Source organism: Enterobacter sp. SGAir0187, assembly GCF_002952735.2.
Classification (GTDB): Bacteria; Pseudomonadota; Gammaproteobacteria; order Enterobacterales; family Enterobacteriaceae; genus Enterobacter; species Enterobacter quasiroggenkampii.
On record NZ_CP025034.2, the window covers coordinates 22,754 to 42,370 of the forward strand.

A 19,617-nucleotide genomic window follows, 5' to 3' on the forward strand; every position below is an offset into this window, starting at 1 on the left:
GCATGTTTGCACTCTGTGATGTGAATTCGTTCTACGCATCATGCGAGACGGTGTTTAGACCTGATCTGAGGGGGCGGCCAGTGGTCGTTCTGTCGAACAATGATGGTTGCGTAATCGCACGAAGCGCCGAGGCCAAGGCCGCTGGAATTACCATGGGGGAGCCATTTTTCAAGCAAAAGGAGCTTTTCCGTCGCGCTGGCGTTGTTTGCTTCAGCAGCAACTATGAGCTGTATGCTGATATGTCGAACCGGGTAATGACGACGCTTGAAGAAATGAGCCCCCGCGTTGAAATTTACAGTATCGATGAAGCATTTTGTGACCTGACGGGCGTTAGGAACTGCCGGGACCTGGCGGAGTTCGGCAAAGAGATCCGCGCTACGGTTCTGAAGCGTACGCACCTGACTGTCGGGGTTGGCATCGCGCAGACGAAAACCCTCGCCAAGCTGGCAAATCACGCCGCCAAGAAATGGCAGAGGCAGACGGGCGGAGTGGTTGATTTGTCCAATATCGATCGCCAGCGTCGGTTGTTGTCTATTGTGCCGGTTGAGGACGTATGGGGCGTTGGCCGCCGCATCAGTAAGAAGCTTAACGCCATGGGTATTAAAACGGCTCTGGACCTCTCAGAGCAGAGTACGTGGATTATCCGTAAACACTTTAACGTGGTACTCGAGCGAACGGTCCGGGAGTTGCGCGGCGAGCCTTGTCTGGATCTGGAGGAGTTTGCACCGGCTAAGCAGGAAATCGTCTGCAGTCGGTCATTCGGCGAACGCGTGACTGAGTATGAGCAGATGCGCCAGGCTATCTGCAGCTATGCCGCCCGTGGTGCTGAAAAATTGCGTGGTGAGCATCAGTACTGCCGCTTTATCTCTGCGTTCGTGAAAACCTCTCCCTTTGCGCTTAACGAGCCGTATTACGGTAACAGTGCATCTATGAAGCTTCTTACACCCACTCAGGATTCCCGCGACATTATCAACGCCGCGGTAAAGTGCCTGGACAAAATCTGGAAGGACGGGCACCGCTATCAAAAGGCAGGAATCATGCTGGGAGATTTTTTCAGCCAAGGGGTGGCGCAGCTGAACCTTTTCGATGAGAACGCGCCGCGCGCTGGTAGCGAAAGGTTGATGGAAGTGCTCGATCACCTGAACGCAAAAAACGGAAAAGGAACACTCTACTTTGCCGGACAGGGCATTCAGCAGCAGTGGCAGATGAAGCGTGAAATGCTTTCGCCACGATATACAACAAGATATTGTGACCTTATTTGCGTAAAATAAGGTCACATTTATTTTAACCAGCATATGATATTTTAAAGTCTTGTTAATATTTCATTTAACGTACCGTTTAATCGTTTTATTGCGCCATATTTGAAATTTGGTTTTTTAGATCGTAAATAAATATATGTATGTATTTCGAGTCGTATTAAATGTGGTTTTTCTTCACTTAAATATTCTCTGATATTGCTAAAGGCATATAGGTTAGCTAAGTAGGAATCAAACGATTCGATATCTATAGGTTTCCAGGATAATAATAGGTGCTTTAACAAAAACGAGCTGCCAATAATCTGCAAAGGTCTGAACCTTGAATAATCATCAAGGCTATCAATGCTTTTAGTGGTATCAATGCTGTACCATCCATCATATTCTACTGCATGGCGTAGTGATTTAATTGTAGCTGCGGTAATGTGGCTTTCATATTTTTTCAGAAAAATATTCATGTAAGGATCTTGGTTCATCGATGATAAACCGTAGCGTCGCAGGTGATCAAAGCCACCTTTCTTATCAATGAAATCAGAGATTTCTTCAAGGCTAAAGTCATTTGCCATTTGTTCAATGTAATCTTTGCTTAATAACGGATTCGTCGGTAAATATTCATTTTCAGTGAGGAAGATGTAATTCCGTACCATTAACATCCATGAGTATATTGGCACAATCCTTTTCTTTGTAATTATGTCATGGAAACATTGGGATAATGAAATTTCATCAACATTATGGATATGAGGTTGATCTGCAATGGCTATATCTTCGAGAGACATTTTTTTTGGGGTTGAAAATATCACTTCTTGTGTTGATTGTGAAGATTCCAGCCCCATGCTGTAATCTCTAACAATATCGGGGATTGCATATTTTCTATATAATGTCCACAATTCTTTTTCAGAATATGAGTCGTTGTCGTCTTGATTTATGAGGTAATTTTTTGGTGAGTGCTTATGCAGTATTTCTATGCTTTTATTGTGGCTATGGTGGAGGATAATTGATGAGGTTATACAACCAATAACGTCACTTGAGCGAACATTCCATTCTTTGTCAGGATTGCTATTAATGTATTCATATAAAGGAAGGATTTTATCGATACATCTATTAATAATACGAATATTAACTATGTCTTGATTTTTGATTATGTTCAAAAAAGCTTGTTTATCAGTTTCTGGAAGTGGTGATAACCTAGGGAGGATAATATCACAAAGCTCTTCAAAATTTGGTGTGAAAGATATAGTGTCAGAAATTAACTTTTCTTTATGAGTTATTTCAAAGTTGGCTTCTTTAGATGTGTTCCCAACTACTATAAAATCTAATTCTCGGTTCTCTTTCTGAGAATAGAGTGTATGACAGTAATTAAGGATTAATGATGTGACTTCTTCTTTGTCGACGCGCTCAATATCATCTAAAATAAATATTCCAGAAAGGCTTGATAATACTTTTCCTTTGATGCTAGCCCCTATGGAGTTAAATAAAGATTTTATGACGCCAGAGTCATCAGGACTTCCGCGGAGTAAGCTGGCACTATCAGCTATTGAATTAATCTGATGTGTGATGTTTTCAGTGTCGGCAAGATAGTAACATTCAATAATCTTTGATTTAAAATCTTCTAGCGAAGAAATCCCCAAGAGAGAAATATAAAAGTATGTGTTTTTATCATATAAATCCTTAAGCCTGGTTTTGATAAAATGCGTCTTTCCAGTACCCCAAGCACCATCAATAAATAATAAACCGTCTCGGTCTATTTCAATTAAAGGTATTAGTTTTGTGACAAAGGATGAGATTGAGTTTTCCATAAAATGCCTCGGGAATAGGGAGTTCTATTAATGATATTTATAATATAATTAATAGAAAAGCTGATCAAGAATTAAAAATATTAACTAAAACTATTGGATTTTGATTTTTCACATTCCCCACGGCACGCGTCACGGCGTGCCAGATAAACTTGTCGGCTGGCACAGCGCCGTCGGCTGCTATCTCCTCAGCTTCTTTACCGCCTAGGTCCTGACGCATCCACTCACGTGCCGCTTCTGCAGACAGAACCAAGGGGCGGCGGTCGTGAATATCAACCAGGCCTTTATCAGCTGCAGACGTCACTATCAGAAAACCTTCTGCTTCATCGCCGCGTTCGAACGGCGTACTGCCGATCGCAGCCATAAATATCGGTTGTCCATCGGCACGGTGGATGAAAAACGGCTGTTTCTTGTCGCCTTCCTTCTTCCATTCGAACCACCCATCTGCAAAGCAGATCGCCCGGCCATGCTGCCACAAAGATTTAAACATTCGACTCGTGGCCGCAGTTTCGACGCGCGCGTTAATCAGTGGCGGCTTATCCCACCACCCGGGCGCATAGCCCCAGAACACTGGATCGAGATGCAACTGCTCGTCACGTTCGCTCAGCAACAGAACTTTGGTACCTGGCGCCACGTTGTAACGTCCAATAGGTTCAGGGTCGTATGCGATGTCGCGATCGGCTTCATCGGCCAGGTAAGCCAGATATTCTTCACGCGTTTGAGCTTGTGCAAAGCGTCCACACATAGAAACCTCGAACCAGATGTCAGACTTAAAGTATAGGGCAGGGAGAAGAAGGGGGGCGCACTGGCTAAAGTTAGGGGCAAATTTAGGGGCAAAAATGCGAAATAGGGGCAAAACAAGGGCACAAAAAATGTAGTTCTGGGTAGCTTCAGGGAGAAGTTATAATGCTATAACTAATTGAATTAAATGATAAAATGAATGATATCAATGGGTTGGGAAAATCAGCGTAGCTTATTAAGATTGTATTGCTCTTTTTTGTTAATCTCTTGATTCTCTTGCATTGAGTACTACCTTCGGAGCCAGCAGGGGCAAAAATTGTATGCCGCGTATGGTACGGATTCCGGCGGCGAATGCCAGCACGTTTTACTGCTGCGTGAAATCTGGCGCCGATACGTGATAAAGGGTAGCTAAGTAACAGATACACCTCTGCCACTTTATCTCCGCTTACAGCACCTCAACCAATTCAAATTCTTCTGCGACCAGTTCCATATCTTCAGAAAAATGGCCTTCGCGGAAGAAAAATCGCTGATGCTCTGTCTGCCAGTATTCAAGGCTTAAATCACCTTCACCCTCTTTACGAGCGAATTCCTCATTAACATCGCAAAAACGCACCAGTCGCATGGAAACCAGCCGGATCACACAGACCGGGACATTCTGACCATCAAGGATTATGTTGTAGCTTCCTATCCGTGGAGCAGACACATCCTGCGAGTACGAGGCAAAAGATCCGCAGGTGGCCGTTTTGAGCCCTTTTTTAATCAGGTCCGCTAGTTCGTTCGCCAGTGCCGGGCTGTCACCCATTTGCCAGGCCTGTGCGCACGGGTATTTCATTTTTAATTCCTCAACCGTCACCATTCAACTTCCCTCATAACTTTTATCAAAAGAAACATACCAGCGGTTTTAGCATAAACATCGTCGATACCAGAAGCGTACTCTGCTTTACTGACACCTTTTTTCACTGGTGGGCAGGAAAACAAAGCGTTGCGCTTATTGCTCAAGTAAATATATCCTTGCGGAGTTATCTGCGTGGTGAATCCATGGCCGGTAGCCAGGCGCGTGACGTTGTATAACAAAGAAAAGTCACCGGGATAGATCCTCCACCACGCTTTTTCTGTAACTTTTATCCCATTGGAAGGGGTTAACGTGTTCAAGCTTAATTCATCGCTACTGGTGGCGTTGCTACTGTCAGGCTGTAGCGCCGATCTGGTTCTCAGCCCACCTAAACAACCTGAATATAAGTCGATGCCTGAAATAACGCAGTCTGTGACGCCATCACAACAGCGTGCAATCATGGCTGGCGAGCGGCCTGACTGGTCAGAAAGAACGCCGGTCAAGACCATAAAGCAGTACTAATAAGCTCGTATCAACCAGGGCTGCCGTTCGGCGGCCTTTTTATTTTCCCCTTTGAGAACGTAAAAAGATGGAGGCTGGTTTGCGGGAAAATTTCTGACGCCTGACATGGTATTTCTTTCTTTATCAACCATGCTTAAGACGAAGACAATTCAATCACTTCAGCATCACCGAAGCGGCAACGTCACTCGAGTCGAGAACCCTGAATGCGCCATGCACCTATCTCCTTAGCTGCAGCCACGGCAATTTTTATGCTGGGCGTTTTTATCATCAATTTACAGGTTTGGTATTCTGCACGGGCTGACAGCCTTGCAGGGGCGCACTATGTCGTGCGAAACATGAACGTCATTCTTAAAGAAGCCCGTCATGCGACCCAGATAGCAATGCAGCTTGCTGAGAATGAGTGTGATGCTGAAGGGCAGTATCGGCTCGGTACTGAAGCGGCATTACAACCCCATCTGAGAACGATCGTTATTCTGAAACAAGATGCGGTCTGGTGCTCCTCTTTACCGGGAAATCGCGTGTTGCTGGTTAACGGCTCAGCGCTGCCTCAGGCATCATTGCTCCTTGTTCCATCGAAAAGTACGGTCAACGGCCTGCCGGTTCTTTTATACCAGACAAACCATGCCGGAAGCCGAATCATGGTGAGCATCAGCGACAGCCATATCCGGGATGCGCTGAATATGCCATTACGTGGCGTGGCGTATTCACTGCAAGTCGGCAATCGTCGTTTAGGCCAATCCGGCGATGTGTTGACGGCACCCCATGCAAACAAAGATGTACTGACGGTAAAAGACGCTGATTATCCCTTCGCGATTCAATTTAACGCTCCGCCTCTTTTTAGCCTGACGAGATTATTCGACCAGGCCGGTGGGGTGTTGTTATTTCTGCTGCTCATTTCCTCTCTTCCTGCTTATCTTTTGCAACGCTATCTCTCTAAGGATATTTCGCCTGAAGATTCACTGCGCACCGCCATCTACAGAAATGAAATTATTCCCTATTACCAACCCGTCGTGAGCGGAAAAGAGGGCACCTTGCGCGGTGTCGAGGTGCTGGCCAGATGGAAGCATCCGCAATCAGGGTTTATTTCTCCCGCGTCGTTTATTCCTCTTGCTGAAAAATCAGGGTTAATTATTCCATTAACCCAAAGCTTAATGCGTCAGGTTGCAATGCAGATGAATTCAATTTCTACGCTGCTGCCGGAAGGATTCCATGTAGGAATTAACTTCAGTGCGTCTCATATCGTGGCTTCTACTTTTTTTGAAGAGTGTCTGAATTACAAGCGCAGCTTTGTGCAACAGGATCTGAACCTTGTCGTTGAGGTGACCGAGCGCGAACCCCTCCACGTAGATGAACATCTCGTTAAGACCCTGAATGAGCTGCATAACAACGGATTTGCAATCGCGCTGGATGATTTTGGAACGGGATATTCTGGCCTGTCCTACCTGCAGGATCTGCATATTGATTACATCAAAATCGACCAAAGCTTTGTGGCCAGGGTTAACGCCAATGAGGACTCAACCCTGATCCTTGATTCGGTACTGGAATTAGCAAAAAAACTCTCAATTAGCATTGTGGCGGAAGGTGTTGAAACGCAAGAGCAACTTGATTATCTCATCCGTAATGACATCCGGTTTTTACAGGGATTCTTCTTCTACAGACCTCTTGCTTTCAAGGAACTGGTCAAAGTCCTTTTGTCGAAGCCTAAAGTTAAAGTGACGGTGGAATGAGGGTTTATACAGCTATAAGTGTTTCTCCCGAAACATGACGAAGATAACGTATAATGCGTCTTCCAAACCGCTCAACAATCCAGTGACGCATTCAATGACTCTCAATCGCTTTTGTTACTCACTCCTGATATTCGCTGCATTCGGCAGCCTTTTATCATCGAATCCTGTGGTCGTGTGGTTTCTGCTGATCAATGTGCTGACAGTGGTGATATATGGTGCCGATAAAATGGCGGCGCGGAAGGGGATGAGAAGAGTGCCGGAAGCCACGCTGCTGGTATTTGGCGTAACCGGCGGCTGGCCTGGCGCGATTGTGGGCCAGCAGTTCTTTCGCCATAAAACACAAAAGCAGCCTTTCAAAACCTACTTTTTCTTGAGCATTGTCGTCAGCATCGCCGTGATGGCGGCGGTTTACCATTTCTCTCCTGTTTCTTCGTTATGAGCGTATTGACCTCAAGTTAACTTGAGCTTTTAAGATGTCAGCACCACGTTGATAAAGGAGTAACATCTTAAAATGAAAGACATTGATGTAGGTTTCACTCATGTCGCGTTTATGGTCAGGGACCTGGAAAAGAGTATTGCCTTCTATCGTCGCTATGCCGGTATGGAGGTCATTCATTTGCGTGAACCCGACATCCCTGATGCAAGAAAAGTCGCATGGCTTAGCGACCATACCCGTCCTTTTGCACTGGTTCTTGTACAGGCCGATACCGTGACCGATACGCCGCTGGGCAGTTTCGGGCATCTGGGAATTGCCTGCGCGACCCGCGAAGAAATTGACAGAAAAACCGCGATGGCCACCGCTGAAGGCGTGCTAAGGAAGGCACCTGAGAATGTAGGCGATCCCGTCGGCTACTATGTCTTTTTTGCCGATCCCGATGGAAATACGTTAGAGCTGTCATTCGGACAGCGCGTCGGTCTGGAAGCGATCCGAACGGCCAGTCGGAATAAATAAAGCGAAGATACGTTAGCAACAGGAAACAGACCGCGTCGCGCGTCGTTAATTGATCCTCCATCACTGCCAATAGTAGTAGGATTATTCTTAAGTTGTTGCTGTTTTTTGCACAATCTGAATAATACGTGCAACACCACGGACGATAACATCCCATGAAAATAGTCTCTATTACGCTGGCAGTGCTGGCGCTTTTTTCTGCGCCTGCCTGGTCCGCTTTTCAGGAGCGGGAATATAATACCTGGTATATGAAAAATGCGGTGCTTTATGATATGACGCAGACCTCGGAAGGTTATCCCGTCATGGTGAGCGTATCCCAGCCTGGGAGGAAATCCGCTAATTTGCTGGTCTCATATATTACGGAAGGGCGCTGTGGTGAGAATAAGCTGCCACTCAATGTGAATGGTAAAGTGCTTCCCGCAAAATATCATTGTGTTCAGATAGGGAAAAACAGAATTGAACATTTTTCAGTTGTGGATGCGGACAGCGTCAATGGCATTGTGACGCATTTAAAATCTGATTTCACTATTCTCCTGCAAAACGATATCAAAATTTGGGCGGCAAATATCAAAACACCAAAATACGGGCTGACGCCGAGATTCTGACGATGAAATGTCTGTCTCACGACAGGTATTATTTCTATCATGGTAATCATTTATGAAATAATAGTGTCATGGTGTTATTAATCAAAATATGGAGTAAGTGGCCCTGTTTTTTTACGTATTGAAATGGACTGTATGCTAAACGGTACGAAACCGCACAAATAATCCTTACTGACATTATGGATAAAGCTCGCTACCAGACTTACGCTTGCTAACGGCGTTTTAGTTGTTCAGCACATCTTTATTGGTAAGGAGTAGAAAATGTCACATCCTAATAGTCTGGATTTGCTAAGCCGTAAAGAAGGAATGTGTTTGTTAGAGCAAAGCATGGGTTTTGTCTGGCAGGCAGCACTTCGGGCGGTCGCGGTATTAGGGGTCGCAGATCGTCTGGTTGAAGGAAAAAAATCCGTTACGCAACTGGCGGAGGAGCTTAGTGTCGATGGCGACTATCTTCATCGGATCATGCGCTTATTGTCCTCTCGCGGGGTGTTCAACGAATTATCTGAAGCTGAATACAGTCTTAGCCATTCAGCACAATTCCTCTGTTCTGAGCATGAATTTTCCTTGCGTGCGGCGGTGCTCATGCTGACAGACCCAACATTCTGGCAGCCAGCGGCTAAAATGGATGAAATATTGCAAGGCAAACCTGTTTTTAATGATTTGTTTGGCAAGCCTTTTTACGAGTACTGGCAGCATGATGACACGATGACTGACAGCAACATTTTTCATGCGGGTATGGCCTCTATGTCATCCGTAGAGAATGAAGTCATCGCAGATAGCTATTCGTTCCCTCAAAACGCAGTCGTTGCCGATATCGCCGGTGGGCTGGGTAACTTATTGTTGGCCGTTTTACGTCGAAATCCGACCTTAACGGGGATCCTCTTCGATCAAAAAGACGTGCTTGAGCGGAATCGACTGCACCTGTTAAAGGATAATCGTCGATGGAAGACCGTTGAGGGGAGCTTTTTTGAAGCCTGTCCTGTAGCGGACATTTACCTGCTTAAATATATTTTGATGGACTGGCCTGATGAGAAAGCGGTTCAGATACTTCAATCGTGTAGAAATGCAATGCAAGAAAATTCCCGATTATTAATTTTTGAACCACTTATAAAAAAAGAAAATAATGAGCAGGGACGATTTGAAATTGACCTTCTTCTTTTAACAAGCTTTGATGGAGGGCGGGCAAGAACGGAGTCTGAGTATCAGACCTTGTTTGAAAAGACCAGTCTGAAGCTAAACAGTATAATAGACACTCGTTCGTATCTGTCGATTTTAGAAGTCGTACCTGTCTGAACTACGTAAATTATATTCACAAAGCGAGTGTCCTCATTCCGTTTTACCGGATTCCTGCTACGCTTGTCTGTTGTATCAGGAGCATGAGCATGATGAACAAAGACGAACAAACAGGTTTAGTGGGGCTGGCGATTGGGGCCGCCGTCATTGGGCTGGTTTCAGCGCAGAAACCGATCCATCGCAACAGTATTGTCGATGAACTGGTCAGGCTCGGCAGGCAAAAAGGCGATGGTGTAGAAGACGAGGTTTTCGTCAAAGCCGCCGAGCTGGTGAGAAAAGGGGTATAGCCTATGGCTGAATGTCGTAATGCGCAGTGCCATTGCGGTGCGGTGGCCTTTACCGTTGCGCTCACGGATGGCCTGAATACCGCGCGGCGCTGCAGCTGTTCCTTTTGTCGCATGCGGGGCGCGGTCGTCGTCTCTGCGCCGCTGTCAGGGATTAGCGTGACCAAAGGTGAGGATAAGCTTACGGAGTATCGCTTTAACACGGGGACGGCACGGCACTTCTTCTGCTCGGTGTGCGGGATCTACACGTTCCATCAGCGGCGTTCCAATCCAAACGAATACGGCGTGAACGTTGCCTGCTTCGAAAACGTCTCACCGTTCGATTTCCCTGAAGTGACGGTGATGGACGGGGTTAACCATCCCGCGGATGGAGACAGCGGGGTGTTTGGCTACCTCTCTTTTCGCAAGAAAGGGACAGTTGAGGCGTAATTGCCGCCTGGCCACTCTGTAATCAGCCTGGCTATAGTGGAGGGTGGTTATCTGAAACAGGACAAACTATGCTTTGTGTTGAAAAAGACGATCCGCGTGAGGCCCCTGAATCAGGTGATAAAAAGCCTCAACCCGTGAAAAAATAACGCGAACTGCGCGTTTACCCGCCACCGGCACTGCTGGTGGCTTTTAATTTCCGCGGGAGCAATATTAACCACCATCGAGGTGGTTCAACACAGCGCCGAGATGACCGACAATATCAGCAAAATCAAAAATTAACGCCATCCAGATGAGCGCTAAAAGAGTAAGTACGGCAACGGATACACGACCAAACAACGCTGTTATCCCTTGTGATGAAAAGGTTATCGTCTGAGTTTAACCAGCTTTCCCTCAACTTACCCTCAACCACACGATTCCAGAACCTGTTTTTTGTGACGAGCTTCAAAAAAGGGGGTGAGCCCGCACCATCATGCGGGCTCTGGCAATCAGAACTGGTAAACCAGGCCCAGTGCCACGACATCATCCGTGCCGATGCCGTTGTTTTTGTAGAAGCTGTCATCTTCATCCAGCAGGTTGATTTTGTAATCAACGTAGGTGGACATGTTTTTGTTGAAGTAGTAGGTCGCGCCGATGTCAGCGTATTTAACCAGATCCTGGTCGCCCTGGCCGTTACCGAGGTCCTTACCTTTAGACTGCAGGTAGGAAAGGGACGGACGCAGGCCGAAGTCGAACTGGTACTGTGCGGTCACTTCGAAGTTTTGGGTTTTGTTGGCCACGGCGTCGGTGTTATCACCGTAAGGCGTCATATTGCGGGTTTCAGAGTACATGGCTGCCAGATAGATGTTATTGGCGTCATATTTCAGGCCCGCAGTCCATGCATCCGCTTTATCGCCGCCCGCAGTGGTATTCATCACTTGCTCGTTGGTACGGTCAGAAGAGGTATAGGCTGCACCTGCGGTAATCCCCATGCCGAAGTCATAGGTGGTAGAAATACCGAAGCCGTCACCGTTCTCGTGACGCGTGTCGCGACCGTTGTTGGTGCCTTCCTGATTGTTGCTGGCATCTTCATTTTTGCCCTGATACTGCAGCGCAAAGTTCAGACCCTGCACCAGACCATAGAAGTCGGTGTTACGGTAGGTGGCCACGCCGTTGGCACGGCCGGTCATGAAGTTGTCGGCTTTGGTGTAGGAGTCCCCGCCGAACTCAGGCAGCATATCGGTCCAGCCTTCTACGTCGTACAGAACACCGTAGTTACGACCGTAATCGAAGGAGCCATAATCACCCACTTTGATACCGGCGAAGGCCAGACGCGTCCAGGACTGGTTATCAGACCCTTCGGTGTTATTAGCCTGAATGTTGTATTCCCACTGCGCGTAGCCGGTCATCATGTCGTTGATCTGGGTTTCGCCTTTGAAGCCCAGACGCATGTAGGTTTGATCCCCGTCAGCGCCTTTATCGTCGGAGAAATAGTGCAGACCATCTACTTTTCCGTACAGATCTAATTTGTTACCGTCTTTATTATAAATCTCTGCTGCATGAGTTGCGCCAGCCATTAACAGAGCCGGAATCATCAGGGCCAGTACTTTTCTTTGCATTATGATATTCCTTTGCGGTTGTTTTTATTTAATTACCTGTTGAACTTCCTGAATGAGAAAGTTGTCTCATGCTAAATCACTCCTGAGTAAGAGTAATAAATTATAATTGTTACGAACTAAGTAAAATCTAAACCGAATAAATCAACGGTAATAGTCATTGGTTTGATGAATGTCTTAATGCAAAGTATATGAAATTAAAATTATTAATCAGGCGTTAAGTAAGCTATTCTTGGCGGCGTTATATGCCTTTAAGATTATTTATCCATAATTCGCGTGAATATTATTTAGGAGACTAAATAGATATTTAATGATTATCTGGATTCGCCCGGTGTGAATACACCGGGTTTTTTTATGGCAAAAAAAAGCCCGGACACGCCGGGCTGAGAAACTAGTCGCTGGTCGATTTTTCGGCTTTACCCGCTAGCTGCGCCAGGAAGTCATACCGTTTTTGCAGATCGGCCGCGGCGTCTTTCCATAGCTGTTCGGCCACTTCCGGTTGCTGCGCGTTAAGGCGACGGAAGCGCTGTTCCTGCATTAACGTCTCGGCCAGGGCATCTGACGGTGGACGAGAGTCCAACGCCAGCGGTAACTTACCTTCGTCCGCACGGCGCGGGTCGAACCGGTACAGCGGCCAAAAGCCGGTCGCGGTCAGCTGTCGCATTTGATCGTGGCTGAGTGCCAGGTCGTAGCCATGCTCTTCACACGGGCTGTAGGCAATGATCAGCGACGGGCCTGGATACGCTTCCGCTTCCTGGATAGCCTTCACCGTCTGGTTAAGCTGGGCACCCAGCGAGATTTGTGCGACGTAAACGTGACCGTACATCATCATGCTCACGCCGAGATCTTTACGTGCCTTGCGTTTCCCGTGTTCACCGAATTTCGTGACTGCGCCAAGCGGCGTCGCTTTCGACGCCTGACCACCGGTGTTGGAATAACACTGCGTATCCAGAACCAGGATATTGACGTTTTCGGTCAGGCTCAACACGTGATCCAGTCCACCGAAGCCGATATCGTAAGCCCAGCCGTCACCGCCAATCAGCCAGATTGATTTTTCAACCAGCGCGTCCGCGTCGGTCAGCAGCTGTTCAGCGCCCGCTACGCCCTGCAGCGCCTGACGTAGCTCAGCAACCTGCTCACGACGTTCTTCTGGCGTTGCATCCGTGTGAAGGGCGTCATTGAGCTCAGCAGTGATCTGCCCGGCAAACTGCTCCAGCAGACGCATCACGCGTGCGCGATGCTGGTCGACGGTCAGGCGGAATCCCAGGCCGAATTCGGCGTTATCCTCAAACAGCGAGTTTGCCCACGCCGGACCGCGACCGTTGGCATCAGTGGTGTACGGCGTGGAGGGCAGGTTACCGCCATAGATAGATGAGCAGCCGGTAGCGTTGGCAATCAGCATCCTGTCACCGTACAGCTGGGTAAGCAGCTTGATATACGGCGTTTCACCGCAGCCTGAACAGGCGCCGGAGTATTCAAACAGCGGCGTGATCAGCTGTGAAGTGCGAATATCAATGCGTTCCAGTTTGCTGCGATCGATTTCCGGCAGATTCAGGAAGAAGTCATAATTAACCTTCTCCTCTTCAACATGCTCCAGACGCGACATCATATTGATGGCTTTGATCTCCGTGTTCTGCCTGTCTTTCGCCGGACAGACCTCGACGCACAGGTTACAGCCGGTGCAATCTTCCGGCGCGACCTGCAGAACGTATTTCTGTCCGCGCATATCGCGGGATTTCACATCCAGCGAATGCAGGCTGGCCGGCGCGGCCTCCATCTCTTCCGGTGACACCACTTTGGCGCGAATGGCAGAGTGCGGGCAGGCCGCCACGCAGTGGTTGCACTGGGTACACAGCTCTTCCTTCCAGATGGGGATCGCCTCGGCGATGTTTCGTTTTTCCCAGCGGGTGGTGCCCATTGGCCAGGTGCCATCGGGCGGCAGCGCAGAGACGGGCAGGGCATCACCCAGCCCGGCCAGCATCGCCGCCGTCACGGTCTTCACGAAATCAGGCGCCGCATCGGACACGACTGGAGGGCGGTTCGGGCTTGCGGCATTGACCGCCTGCAGCGGCACCTCGAACAGCGACTCGCGCGCCAGCGCCAGCGCCTGCCAGTTACGCTCGACCAGCTCCTGGCCCTTGCTGCTATAGCTTTTGGCAATCGCGCCCTGCAGTTCCGCCAGCGCGCTGTCGCCCGGCAGGATATTCGTCAGATGGAAGAAGGCCATCTGCATAACGGTATTGATACGCGCGGCAAGGCCACATTCGCGGGCAATTTTCGCCGCGTTCACTACAAAGAAACGGGCTTTTTTCTGGTTCAGCACCGCCTGCACTTCCTGCGGCAGGCGGGACCAGACCTCATCTGCGCTGTATGGCGTATTCAGGAGGAAAATACCGCCAGGCTTCAGGCGCTCGGCCATCTGGTACTTATCAATGAACTGCAACTGGTGACAGCCAACAAAATCAGCCTGAGAAATAAGATACGCAGAGCGGATGGGCTGTTCGCTCACCCGCAGGTGGGAAACGGTCAGGCCACCCGCTTTCTTGGAGTCATAGACGAAGTACCCCTGCGCGTACCACGGCGTGGAGTTACCGATGATTTTGATATTGTTTTTGGTCGCAGAGACGCTGCCGTCACTGCCCAGACCATAGAACAGCGCCTCGAGCTTGGCGGTTGAGGGCAGGGTGTTTTCCGGCAACGACAGGGACAGATTCGTCACATCATCATAAATGCCGACGGTAAAGCGCGGCTTGGGCTTCCCTTCGCTGAGCTCGTTGAATACCGCCAGCACGCAGTCCGGTCCGAACTCTTTGGAGGACAAACCATACCGCCCTCCGATCACGCGCGGCAGCGTTTCACGTTCGCCATGATTAAAGGCCTCGGCCAGAGCCGTCATCACATCCAGATACAGTGGTTCCGCCTGCGCCCCCGGCTCTTTGGTGCGATCGAGCACCGCAACGGTACGCGCGCTCTGCGGCAGTGCTGAGAGCAGGTGTTTCGCCGAGAACGGCCGAAAGAGGCGCACTTTAAGCACACCAACCTTTTCGCCGCGCGTCAGCAGCTCGTCAACAACTTCCTCGCAGGTGCCAATGGCAGAGCCCATCAACACAATGACCCGTTCCGCCTGCGGATGGCCGTAATACTCAAAGGGTTTGTATTCCCGACCGGTCGCGGCGGCAAAGTCATTCATCGCCTGTTCAACATGGTCGTAAACCGCGTTGTACCATGGGTTCGTGGCCTCGCGGGACTGGAAATAGGTATCCGGGTTCGCCGACGTGCCGCGAATCACCGGGTGTTCCGGATTCAGGGCGCGGGCGCGATGCGCGTCGATATCCGCCTGCGGGAGGAGATTCAGGATTGTCTCGTCAGCCAGCGGGACGATTTTGTTAATTTCGTGAGAGGTGCGGAAACCATCAAAGAAATGAATAAACGGCACCCGGCTTTTGAGCGTGGCGATATGCGAAATTAAGGCAAAGTCCTGGGCTTCCTGAACGCTGCTGGCGCACAGCATCGCGCAGCCGGTCTGGCGTACGGCCATCACGTCTGAGTGATCGCCAAAGATAGAGAGCGCGTGGGTGGCCACGGTGCGCGCCGCGACGTGCAGAACGAAGGGGGTCAGTTGCCCGGCGAGTTTGTACAGCGTCGGGATCATTAACAACAATCCCTGAGAAGAGGTAAACGACGTGGAAAGCGCGCCGGTCTGAAGCGCGCCGTGCACCGTGGCAATCGCACCGGCTTCAGACTGCATCTCAACCACTCTCGGGACATCGCCCCAAACGTTTTTTAACCCGTTACCCGCCCAGGCGTCTGCCTGCTCAGCCATGGTCGAACTTGGCGTAATCGGGTAGATGGCGATAACTTCACTGGTGCGAAACGCGACTGAGGCAACTGCACCATTACCGTCAATAGTTTGCATAGGACAACACCCTTACATTGCGCAAAAAATAGGGGTCTGTATAACGACGACAAACCCTGAATATTATCTGTGTATTCTAGCAAACGGGGGATTTTACGATTTTCGCTTTTGTGTCCTCGGTATTCTCGCCATCAATGAGTAGATCAAACTTTTGGCGAAAAAATTGCGAGAAATTGTTTCTGGAGCGCATAAATACGCACTTCCGCTCTCGACGACACGGGATGGGATGCCTATTATGCATAAGTTTCGCATTATTCATGGGGGAGAGAGCATGCGCTCAGCATTTTGGGTAGGGTGTGCCGCATTATTGTTGTCGGCATGTAGCAGTGAACCCGTTCAGCAGGCAACGGCAGCCCACGTGGCGCCGGGAATGAAGGCGGCGATGTCCAGCTCGGGTCAGGCTAACTGCGCGATGATTGGCGGCTCGCTGTCGGTTGCCCGCCAGCTTGATGGTTCTGCGATTGGGATGTGCGCCTTGCCAAACGGCAAACGCTGTAGTGAACAGTCGCTTGCCGTTGGAAGCTGCGGTAACTACTGATTATTCTACACGCTTAAACATCAGCGTTTTATCGGCTGTCGCCAGCGTTAACTGGTCTTCCGTCAGGTCGACCTGCGCCCCTTTGCGCAGCATGTCGCCGATGGCCTGATCCAGCTCATTCAGCTGTGGTTCAGTACAGAGCTTGCGCGTCATGGCCAGCGTTTTCACCTTAAGCTCGCCTTCGGACAATTTCCCCTGTCCGTTGAAGCGGTTACACATCTGGCCAGAAACGCTGATGTTATTCACCAGGCTGATATCAGGCAGGGCACTAAAACTGATCTCAGGTTGCGTTGTCGCGGTCTTAACGGCCTTACCGTTCACATTTTCCAGCACAAAGCGGTGGTTCTGAAGTTGCTCCGGCTGAACGGAGGCTTTACCCGGATTAACGCACCCGGTAAGGACAAGACTGATAACACTTAACGCAATGAGCTTTTTCATTTTTCTTCTCAAACTATAAATACTGTGAATCTTTTTCCAGTGTAACGATACTCTGCCGTGCGTTAATGGGGTTTATCTGAAAGTGCGGGGGGAAGGAGACGGGCAACGCTGCGGTTGCCCGGGATGAGTTAATGCGATTTAAACCCTGCTGCCGTCATCAGCATACGAAAGAGCATACTGACCGCAGCCAGCGCCAGTACGCTGCCGCCCCAGATAATGGCCAGCCACAGCAATCTTTTCCAGACCGGTTGTTGCATCAGTGATAACCCTCCCCATGCTGAACTTTGCCGCGGAAAACGTAGTAACTCCAGAAGGTGTAGACCAGAATTACGGGAATGATCAACAGCGCGCCGACCAGCATAAAGCCCTGGCTTTGCGTCGGTGCGGCGGCCTGCCACAAGGTGATCGACGGTGGAATAATATGCGGCCAGATGCTGATCCCAAGCCCGCTAAAGCCGAGGAAGATTAGCCCCAGCGTCAGGATAAACGGACGGCTATGGCTGTCGGGATTATTCAGGCAGCGCCACTGGTACAGGCTAAAAATCACTACCAGAGCAGGGACGGGCAGCAGATAAAACAGGTTCGGCAGCGTAAACCAGCGCGCGGCGATGGCCGGTTGCGCCAGCGGTGTCCAGAGGCTGATCGCCGCAATAAACGCCAGTAGCACGAGTAACAGGGTTTTCGACACCGCACGCATTCGCTGCTGCAATGCGTTTTCGCTTTTCATCACCAGCCAGGTCGAGCCTAACAGCGCGTAGGCCACCACCAGGCCCGCGCCGCAAAACAGGTTAAACGCGGTAAACCAGTCAAAGGGGCCGCCAGTATAGGCCCGGCCGGTGACGGTAAAGCCGTTAATGACGGCGCCCACCGTCACGCCCTGGGTAAACGTCGCCAGAATGGAACCACCTATAAACGCCTTATCCCAGAACGGACGGTGCGCCGGCGTGGCTTTAAAGCGAAACTCAAATGCCACCCCGCGGAAAATAAGTCCGATCAGCATTAATGTCAGCGGAACGGTCAGGGCATCAACGATGACCGCATAGGCCAGCGGGAATGCGCCGAACAGGGCGGCACCGCCCAGCACCAGCCAGGTTTCATTCCCGTCCCAGACCGGCGCGACGCTGTTGACCATCACGTCACGATCGTCGGCGTTTTGCGTGGCCGGGAACAGAATGCCGATCCCCAGATCAAAACCGTCCATCACGATATACATCAGCGTGGCAAAGACGATGATCACAAACCAGATAATGGAAAGATCGATACCCATTATGGCTGCTCCTTATGTTCAGTTGTGACGGCAGAAAGCGGGCGCGCCGGACGTCCATCGGACTCGGTGGCGAAAGACTCATGCGACTGCGGGCCTTTTCGGATGAGGCGCACCATATAGCTGTAACCCACGCCAAATACCGAGGTGTAAACGATGAAGAAGGCCAGCAGGCTCACGCTCATATGCAAATCGCCATGGGCAGAAACCGCATCCTTCGTGCGCTGAAGCCCATAGACCACCCACGGCTGGCGGCCCACTTCGGTGGTGATCCACCCGGCCAGAATGGCAATCAGCCCGGAGGGTCCCATCAACAGCGCAAACCACAGGAAAGGGCGCGATGAATAAACGCGCTTTTTATAGCGCAGCCAGAGTGCCGTCACCCCAAGCAGCAGCATCAGCATGCCCAGGCCCGCCATAATGCGGAACGACCAGAAGACGATGGTTGAATTCGGGCGGTCTTCCTTTGGAAACTCTTTCAGCGCCGGAACCTGTTTATCCAGACTGTGTGTCAGAATAAGGCTTCCCAGCGCCGGGATTTCCAGCCCAAAGCGGGTGCGCTCCTGCTCCATATCCGGCCAGCCAAACAGCAGCAGCGGGGTCGGCTCCCCCGGCGGGTTTTCCCAGTGGCCCTCAATGGCGGCGATCTTAGCGGGCTGGTGCTTTAGGGTGTTCAACCCATGCATATCGCCAACCATTGCCTGGATGGGGGCGACAATCAGCGTCATCCACAGTGCCATCGAAAACATTGCCCGGATGGCGGGGGTATTATTGCCGCGCAGCAGATGCCATGCCGCGGATGCGCCGACAAACAGGGCGCTGCTCAGGAATGCGGCTATCGACATATGCAGCAGGCGGTAAGGGAAGGAGGGGTTAAACACCACCGCGAACCAGTCCAACGGTACCACCTGACCGTTGACGATCTCATAGCCCTGCGGGGTCTGCATCCAGCTGTTTGAAGAGAGGATCCAGAAGGTAGAGATGATGGTCCCCAGCGCTACCATGCAGGTAGCGAAGAAGTGCAGCCCAGGCCCAACTTTGTTCCAGCCGAACAGCATTACGCCGAGGAACCCGGCTTCGAGGAAGAAGGCGGTCAGCACTTCGTAGGTCAGCAGCGGGCCGGTAATACTGCCCGCAAACTGCGAAAAGCCGCTCCAGTTGGTGCCAAACTGGTAGGCCATCACCAGCCCGGAGACCACGCCCATGCCAAAGTTGACGGCAAAAATCTTCGACCAGAAATGGTACAGCGAGCGCCAGACCGGATTTTTTGTTTTCAGCCACAGGCCTTCGAGCACGGCAAGGTAGCTTGCGAGACCAATGGTGATGGCCGGGAAAATAATGTGAAAGGATACGGTAAAGGCAAACTGTATCCGCGCAAGGTGAAAAGCATCCAAACCAAACATGCAAAACTCCGCGATGTAATTATGTCGATGCCATTCTAAGC

Annotated in this window: 20 protein-coding genes and 1 pseudogene; 10 read left to right on the forward strand and 11 right to left on the reverse strand. The window is 50.2% G+C overall.

What is annotated here, in order from left to right; translation table 11 throughout:
* The first annotated feature begins 2 nt into the window (after positions 1–2).
* Positions 3–1,271, forward strand: coding sequence for a Y-family DNA polymerase (locus CWR52_RS00135; RefSeq protein WP_104948412.1), 1,269 nt, complete (start codon positions 3–5; stop codon positions 1,269–1,271).
* 32 nt (positions 1,272–1,303) lie between these two features.
* Here CWR52_RS00135 and CWR52_RS00140 read toward each other — a convergent pair whose 3' ends face one another.
* The 5 genes and pseudogenes from CWR52_RS00140 to CWR52_RS23325 form a co-directional block, all read right to left on the reverse strand.
* Positions 1,304–3,049 carry a P-loop NTPase fold protein gene (locus CWR52_RS00140; RefSeq protein WP_104948413.1) on the reverse strand — a complete coding sequence of 582 codons (1,746 nt, stop codon included), beginning with the start codon at positions 3,047–3,049 and terminating at the stop codon, positions 1,304–1,306.
* A gap of 64 nt (positions 3,050–3,113) precedes the next feature.
* Positions 3,114–3,791 carry an SOS response-associated peptidase gene (locus CWR52_RS00145; protein ID WP_104948414.1) on the reverse strand — a complete coding sequence of 226 codons (678 nt, stop codon included), beginning with the start codon at positions 3,789–3,791 and terminating at the stop codon, positions 3,114–3,116.
* Positions 3,792–4,104: 313 nt separating this feature from the next.
* Positions 4,105–4,194 (reverse strand): annotated as a pseudogene (locus CWR52_RS23570) (hypothetical protein); the annotation flags it as partial.
* A gap of 38 nt (positions 4,195–4,232) precedes the next feature.
* Positions 4,233–4,643 carry an ASCH domain-containing protein gene (locus CWR52_RS00155; RefSeq protein WP_167467769.1) on the reverse strand — a complete coding sequence of 137 codons (411 nt, stop codon included), beginning with the start codon at positions 4,641–4,643 and terminating at the stop codon, positions 4,233–4,235.
* Positions 4,637–5,128: a hypothetical protein gene (locus CWR52_RS23325; protein WP_129546944.1), complete on the reverse strand. Its 492-nt coding sequence runs from the start codon at positions 5,126–5,128 to the stop codon at positions 4,637–4,639. Before CWR52_RS23325 ends, CWR52_RS00155 begins: the two co-directional genes overlap by 7 nt.
* Before the next feature lie 216 nt (positions 5,129–5,344).
* On the opposite strand from CWR52_RS23325, the gene CWR52_RS00165 reads away from it, so the two are divergent.
* From CWR52_RS00165 to CWR52_RS23365, 8 genes are all read left to right on the forward strand, one after another.
* Complete coding sequence (locus CWR52_RS00165) at positions 5,345–6,868, forward strand: EAL domain-containing protein (protein ID WP_104948416.1); 1,524 nt, start codon at positions 5,345–5,347, stop codon at positions 6,866–6,868.
* Positions 6,869–6,962: 94 nt separating this feature from the next.
* Positions 6,963–7,307: a DUF1294 domain-containing protein gene (locus CWR52_RS00170; RefSeq protein ID WP_104948417.1), complete on the forward strand. Its 345-nt coding sequence runs from the start codon at positions 6,963–6,965 to the stop codon at positions 7,305–7,307.
* 72 nt (positions 7,308–7,379) lie between these two features.
* Complete coding sequence (locus CWR52_RS00175) at positions 7,380–7,820, forward strand: VOC family protein (RefSeq protein ID WP_104948418.1); 441 nt, start codon at positions 7,380–7,382, stop codon at positions 7,818–7,820.
* A gap of 152 nt (positions 7,821–7,972) precedes the next feature.
* Positions 7,973–8,422, forward strand: coding sequence for a hypothetical protein (locus CWR52_RS00180; protein ID WP_104948419.1), 450 nt, complete (start codon positions 7,973–7,975; stop codon positions 8,420–8,422).
* A gap of 258 nt (positions 8,423–8,680) precedes the next feature.
* Complete coding sequence (locus CWR52_RS00185; RefSeq protein ID WP_104948420.1) at positions 8,681–9,712, forward strand: methyltransferase; 1,032 nt, start codon at positions 8,681–8,683, stop codon at positions 9,710–9,712.
* 89 nt (positions 9,713–9,801) lie between these two features.
* Positions 9,802–9,999, forward strand: coding sequence for a hypothetical protein (locus CWR52_RS00190; protein WP_023616678.1), 198 nt, complete (start codon positions 9,802–9,804; stop codon positions 9,997–9,999).
* 3 nt (positions 10,000–10,002) lie between these two features.
* Positions 10,003–10,425: a GFA family protein gene (locus tag CWR52_RS00195; RefSeq protein WP_104948421.1), complete on the forward strand. Its 423-nt coding sequence runs from the start codon at positions 10,003–10,005 to the stop codon at positions 10,423–10,425.
* A gap of 68 nt (positions 10,426–10,493) precedes the next feature.
* The gene (locus tag CWR52_RS23365) at positions 10,494–10,571 is read left to right on the forward strand and encodes a hypothetical protein (protein WP_223239581.1); all 78 of its coding nucleotides are present in this window, start codon (positions 10,494–10,496) and stop codon (positions 10,569–10,571) included.
* 339 nt (positions 10,572–10,910) lie between these two features.
* On the opposite strand, the gene ompC is transcribed toward CWR52_RS23365, so the two are convergent.
* Positions 10,911–12,020, reverse strand: coding sequence for a porin OmpC (gene ompC / locus CWR52_RS00200; protein WP_045908842.1), 1,110 nt, complete (start codon positions 12,018–12,020; stop codon positions 10,911–10,913).
* A gap of 388 nt (positions 12,021–12,408) precedes the next feature.
* Positions 12,409–15,933 carry a pyruvate:ferredoxin (flavodoxin) oxidoreductase gene (gene nifJ / locus CWR52_RS00205; RefSeq protein WP_104948422.1) on the reverse strand — a complete coding sequence of 1,175 codons (3,525 nt, stop codon included), beginning with the start codon at positions 15,931–15,933 and terminating at the stop codon, positions 12,409–12,411.
* A 271-nt stretch (positions 15,934–16,204) separates the two neighbouring features.
* Here nifJ and CWR52_RS00210 point away from each other — a divergent pair, with 271 nt between their 5' ends.
* Positions 16,205–16,471, forward strand: a complete 267-nt coding sequence (locus CWR52_RS00210) for a DUF333 domain-containing protein (protein ID WP_023312003.1) — start codon at positions 16,205–16,207, stop codon at positions 16,469–16,471.
* Here CWR52_RS00210 and hslJ read toward each other — a convergent pair whose 3' ends face one another.
* The 4 genes from hslJ to CWR52_RS00230 form a co-directional block, all read right to left on the reverse strand.
* A complete protein-coding gene (gene hslJ / locus CWR52_RS00215; RefSeq protein WP_048029814.1) occupies positions 16,472–16,909 on the reverse strand; it encodes a heat shock protein HslJ in 438 nt (145 codons plus the stop codon).
* A gap of 128 nt (positions 16,910–17,037) precedes the next feature.
* Positions 17,038–17,166, reverse strand: a complete 129-nt coding sequence (locus CWR52_RS00220; protein ID WP_008501283.1) for a DUF2474 domain-containing protein — start codon at positions 17,164–17,166, stop codon at positions 17,038–17,040.
* On the reverse strand, positions 17,166–18,176 hold the full coding sequence (gene cydB, locus CWR52_RS00225; RefSeq protein WP_104948423.1) for a cytochrome d ubiquinol oxidase subunit II: 1,011 nt from the start codon (positions 18,174–18,176) through the stop codon (positions 17,166–17,168). Before cydB ends, CWR52_RS00220 begins: the two co-directional genes overlap by 1 nt.
* Positions 18,176–19,576, reverse strand: a complete 1,401-nt coding sequence (locus tag CWR52_RS00230) for a cytochrome ubiquinol oxidase subunit I (protein WP_104948424.1) — start codon at positions 19,574–19,576, stop codon at positions 18,176–18,178. Before CWR52_RS00230 ends, cydB begins: the two co-directional genes overlap by 1 nt.
* Positions 19,577–19,617: the final 41 nt, after the last annotated feature.

What these genes read in the sequence shown, in the direction of transcription:
- CWR52_RS00135 (WP_104948412.1), top strand. Translation starts at nt 3, where the DNA reads ATGTTTGCACTCTGTGATGTGAATTCGTTCTACGCATCATGCGAGACG.
- CWR52_RS00140 (WP_104948413.1), bottom strand. Translation starts at nt 3,049, where the DNA reads ATGGAAAACTCAATCTCATCCTTTGTCACAAAACTAATACCTTTAATT.
- CWR52_RS00145 (WP_104948414.1), bottom strand. Translation starts at nt 3,791, where the DNA reads ATGTGTGGACGCTTTGCACAAGCTCAAACGCGTGAAGAATATCTGGCT.
- CWR52_RS00155 (WP_167467769.1), bottom strand. Translation starts at nt 4,643, where the DNA reads ATGGTGACGGTTGAGGAATTAAAAATGAAATACCCGTGCGCACAGGCC.
- CWR52_RS23325 (WP_129546944.1), bottom strand. Translation starts at nt 5,128, where the DNA reads ATGGTCTTGACCGGCGTTCTTTCTGACCAGTCAGGCCGCTCGCCAGCC.
- CWR52_RS00165 (WP_104948416.1), top strand. Translation starts at nt 5,345, where the DNA reads ATGCGCCATGCACCTATCTCCTTAGCTGCAGCCACGGCAATTTTTATG.
- CWR52_RS00170 (WP_104948417.1), top strand. Translation starts at nt 6,963, where the DNA reads ATGACTCTCAATCGCTTTTGTTACTCACTCCTGATATTCGCTGCATTC.
- CWR52_RS00175 (WP_104948418.1), top strand. Translation starts at nt 7,380, where the DNA reads ATGAAAGACATTGATGTAGGTTTCACTCATGTCGCGTTTATGGTCAGG.
- CWR52_RS00180 (WP_104948419.1), top strand. Translation starts at nt 7,973, where the DNA reads ATGAAAATAGTCTCTATTACGCTGGCAGTGCTGGCGCTTTTTTCTGCG.
- CWR52_RS00185 (WP_104948420.1), top strand. Translation starts at nt 8,681, where the DNA reads ATGTCACATCCTAATAGTCTGGATTTGCTAAGCCGTAAAGAAGGAATG.
- CWR52_RS00190 (WP_023616678.1), top strand. Translation starts at nt 9,802, where the DNA reads ATGATGAACAAAGACGAACAAACAGGTTTAGTGGGGCTGGCGATTGGG.
- CWR52_RS00195 (WP_104948421.1), top strand. Translation starts at nt 10,003, where the DNA reads ATGGCTGAATGTCGTAATGCGCAGTGCCATTGCGGTGCGGTGGCCTTT.
- CWR52_RS23365 (WP_223239581.1), top strand. Translation starts at nt 10,494, where the DNA reads ATGCTTTGTGTTGAAAAAGACGATCCGCGTGAGGCCCCTGAATCAGGT.
- ompC (WP_045908842.1), bottom strand. Translation starts at nt 12,020, where the DNA reads ATGCAAAGAAAAGTACTGGCCCTGATGATTCCGGCTCTGTTAATGGCT.
- nifJ (WP_104948422.1), bottom strand. Translation starts at nt 15,933, where the DNA reads ATGCAAACTATTGACGGTAATGGTGCAGTTGCCTCAGTCGCGTTTCGC.
- CWR52_RS00210 (WP_023312003.1), top strand. Translation starts at nt 16,205, where the DNA reads ATGCGCTCAGCATTTTGGGTAGGGTGTGCCGCATTATTGTTGTCGGCA.
- hslJ (WP_048029814.1), bottom strand. Translation starts at nt 16,909, where the DNA reads ATGAAAAAGCTCATTGCGTTAAGTGTTATCAGTCTTGTCCTTACCGGG.
- CWR52_RS00220 (WP_008501283.1), bottom strand. Translation starts at nt 17,166, where the DNA reads ATGCAACAACCGGTCTGGAAAAGATTGCTGTGGCTGGCCATTATCTGG.
- cydB (WP_104948423.1), bottom strand. Translation starts at nt 18,176, where the DNA reads ATGGGTATCGATCTTTCCATTATCTGGTTTGTGATCATCGTCTTTGCC.
- CWR52_RS00230 (WP_104948424.1), bottom strand. Translation starts at nt 19,576, where the DNA reads ATGTTTGGTTTGGATGCTTTTCACCTTGCGCGGATACAGTTTGCCTTT.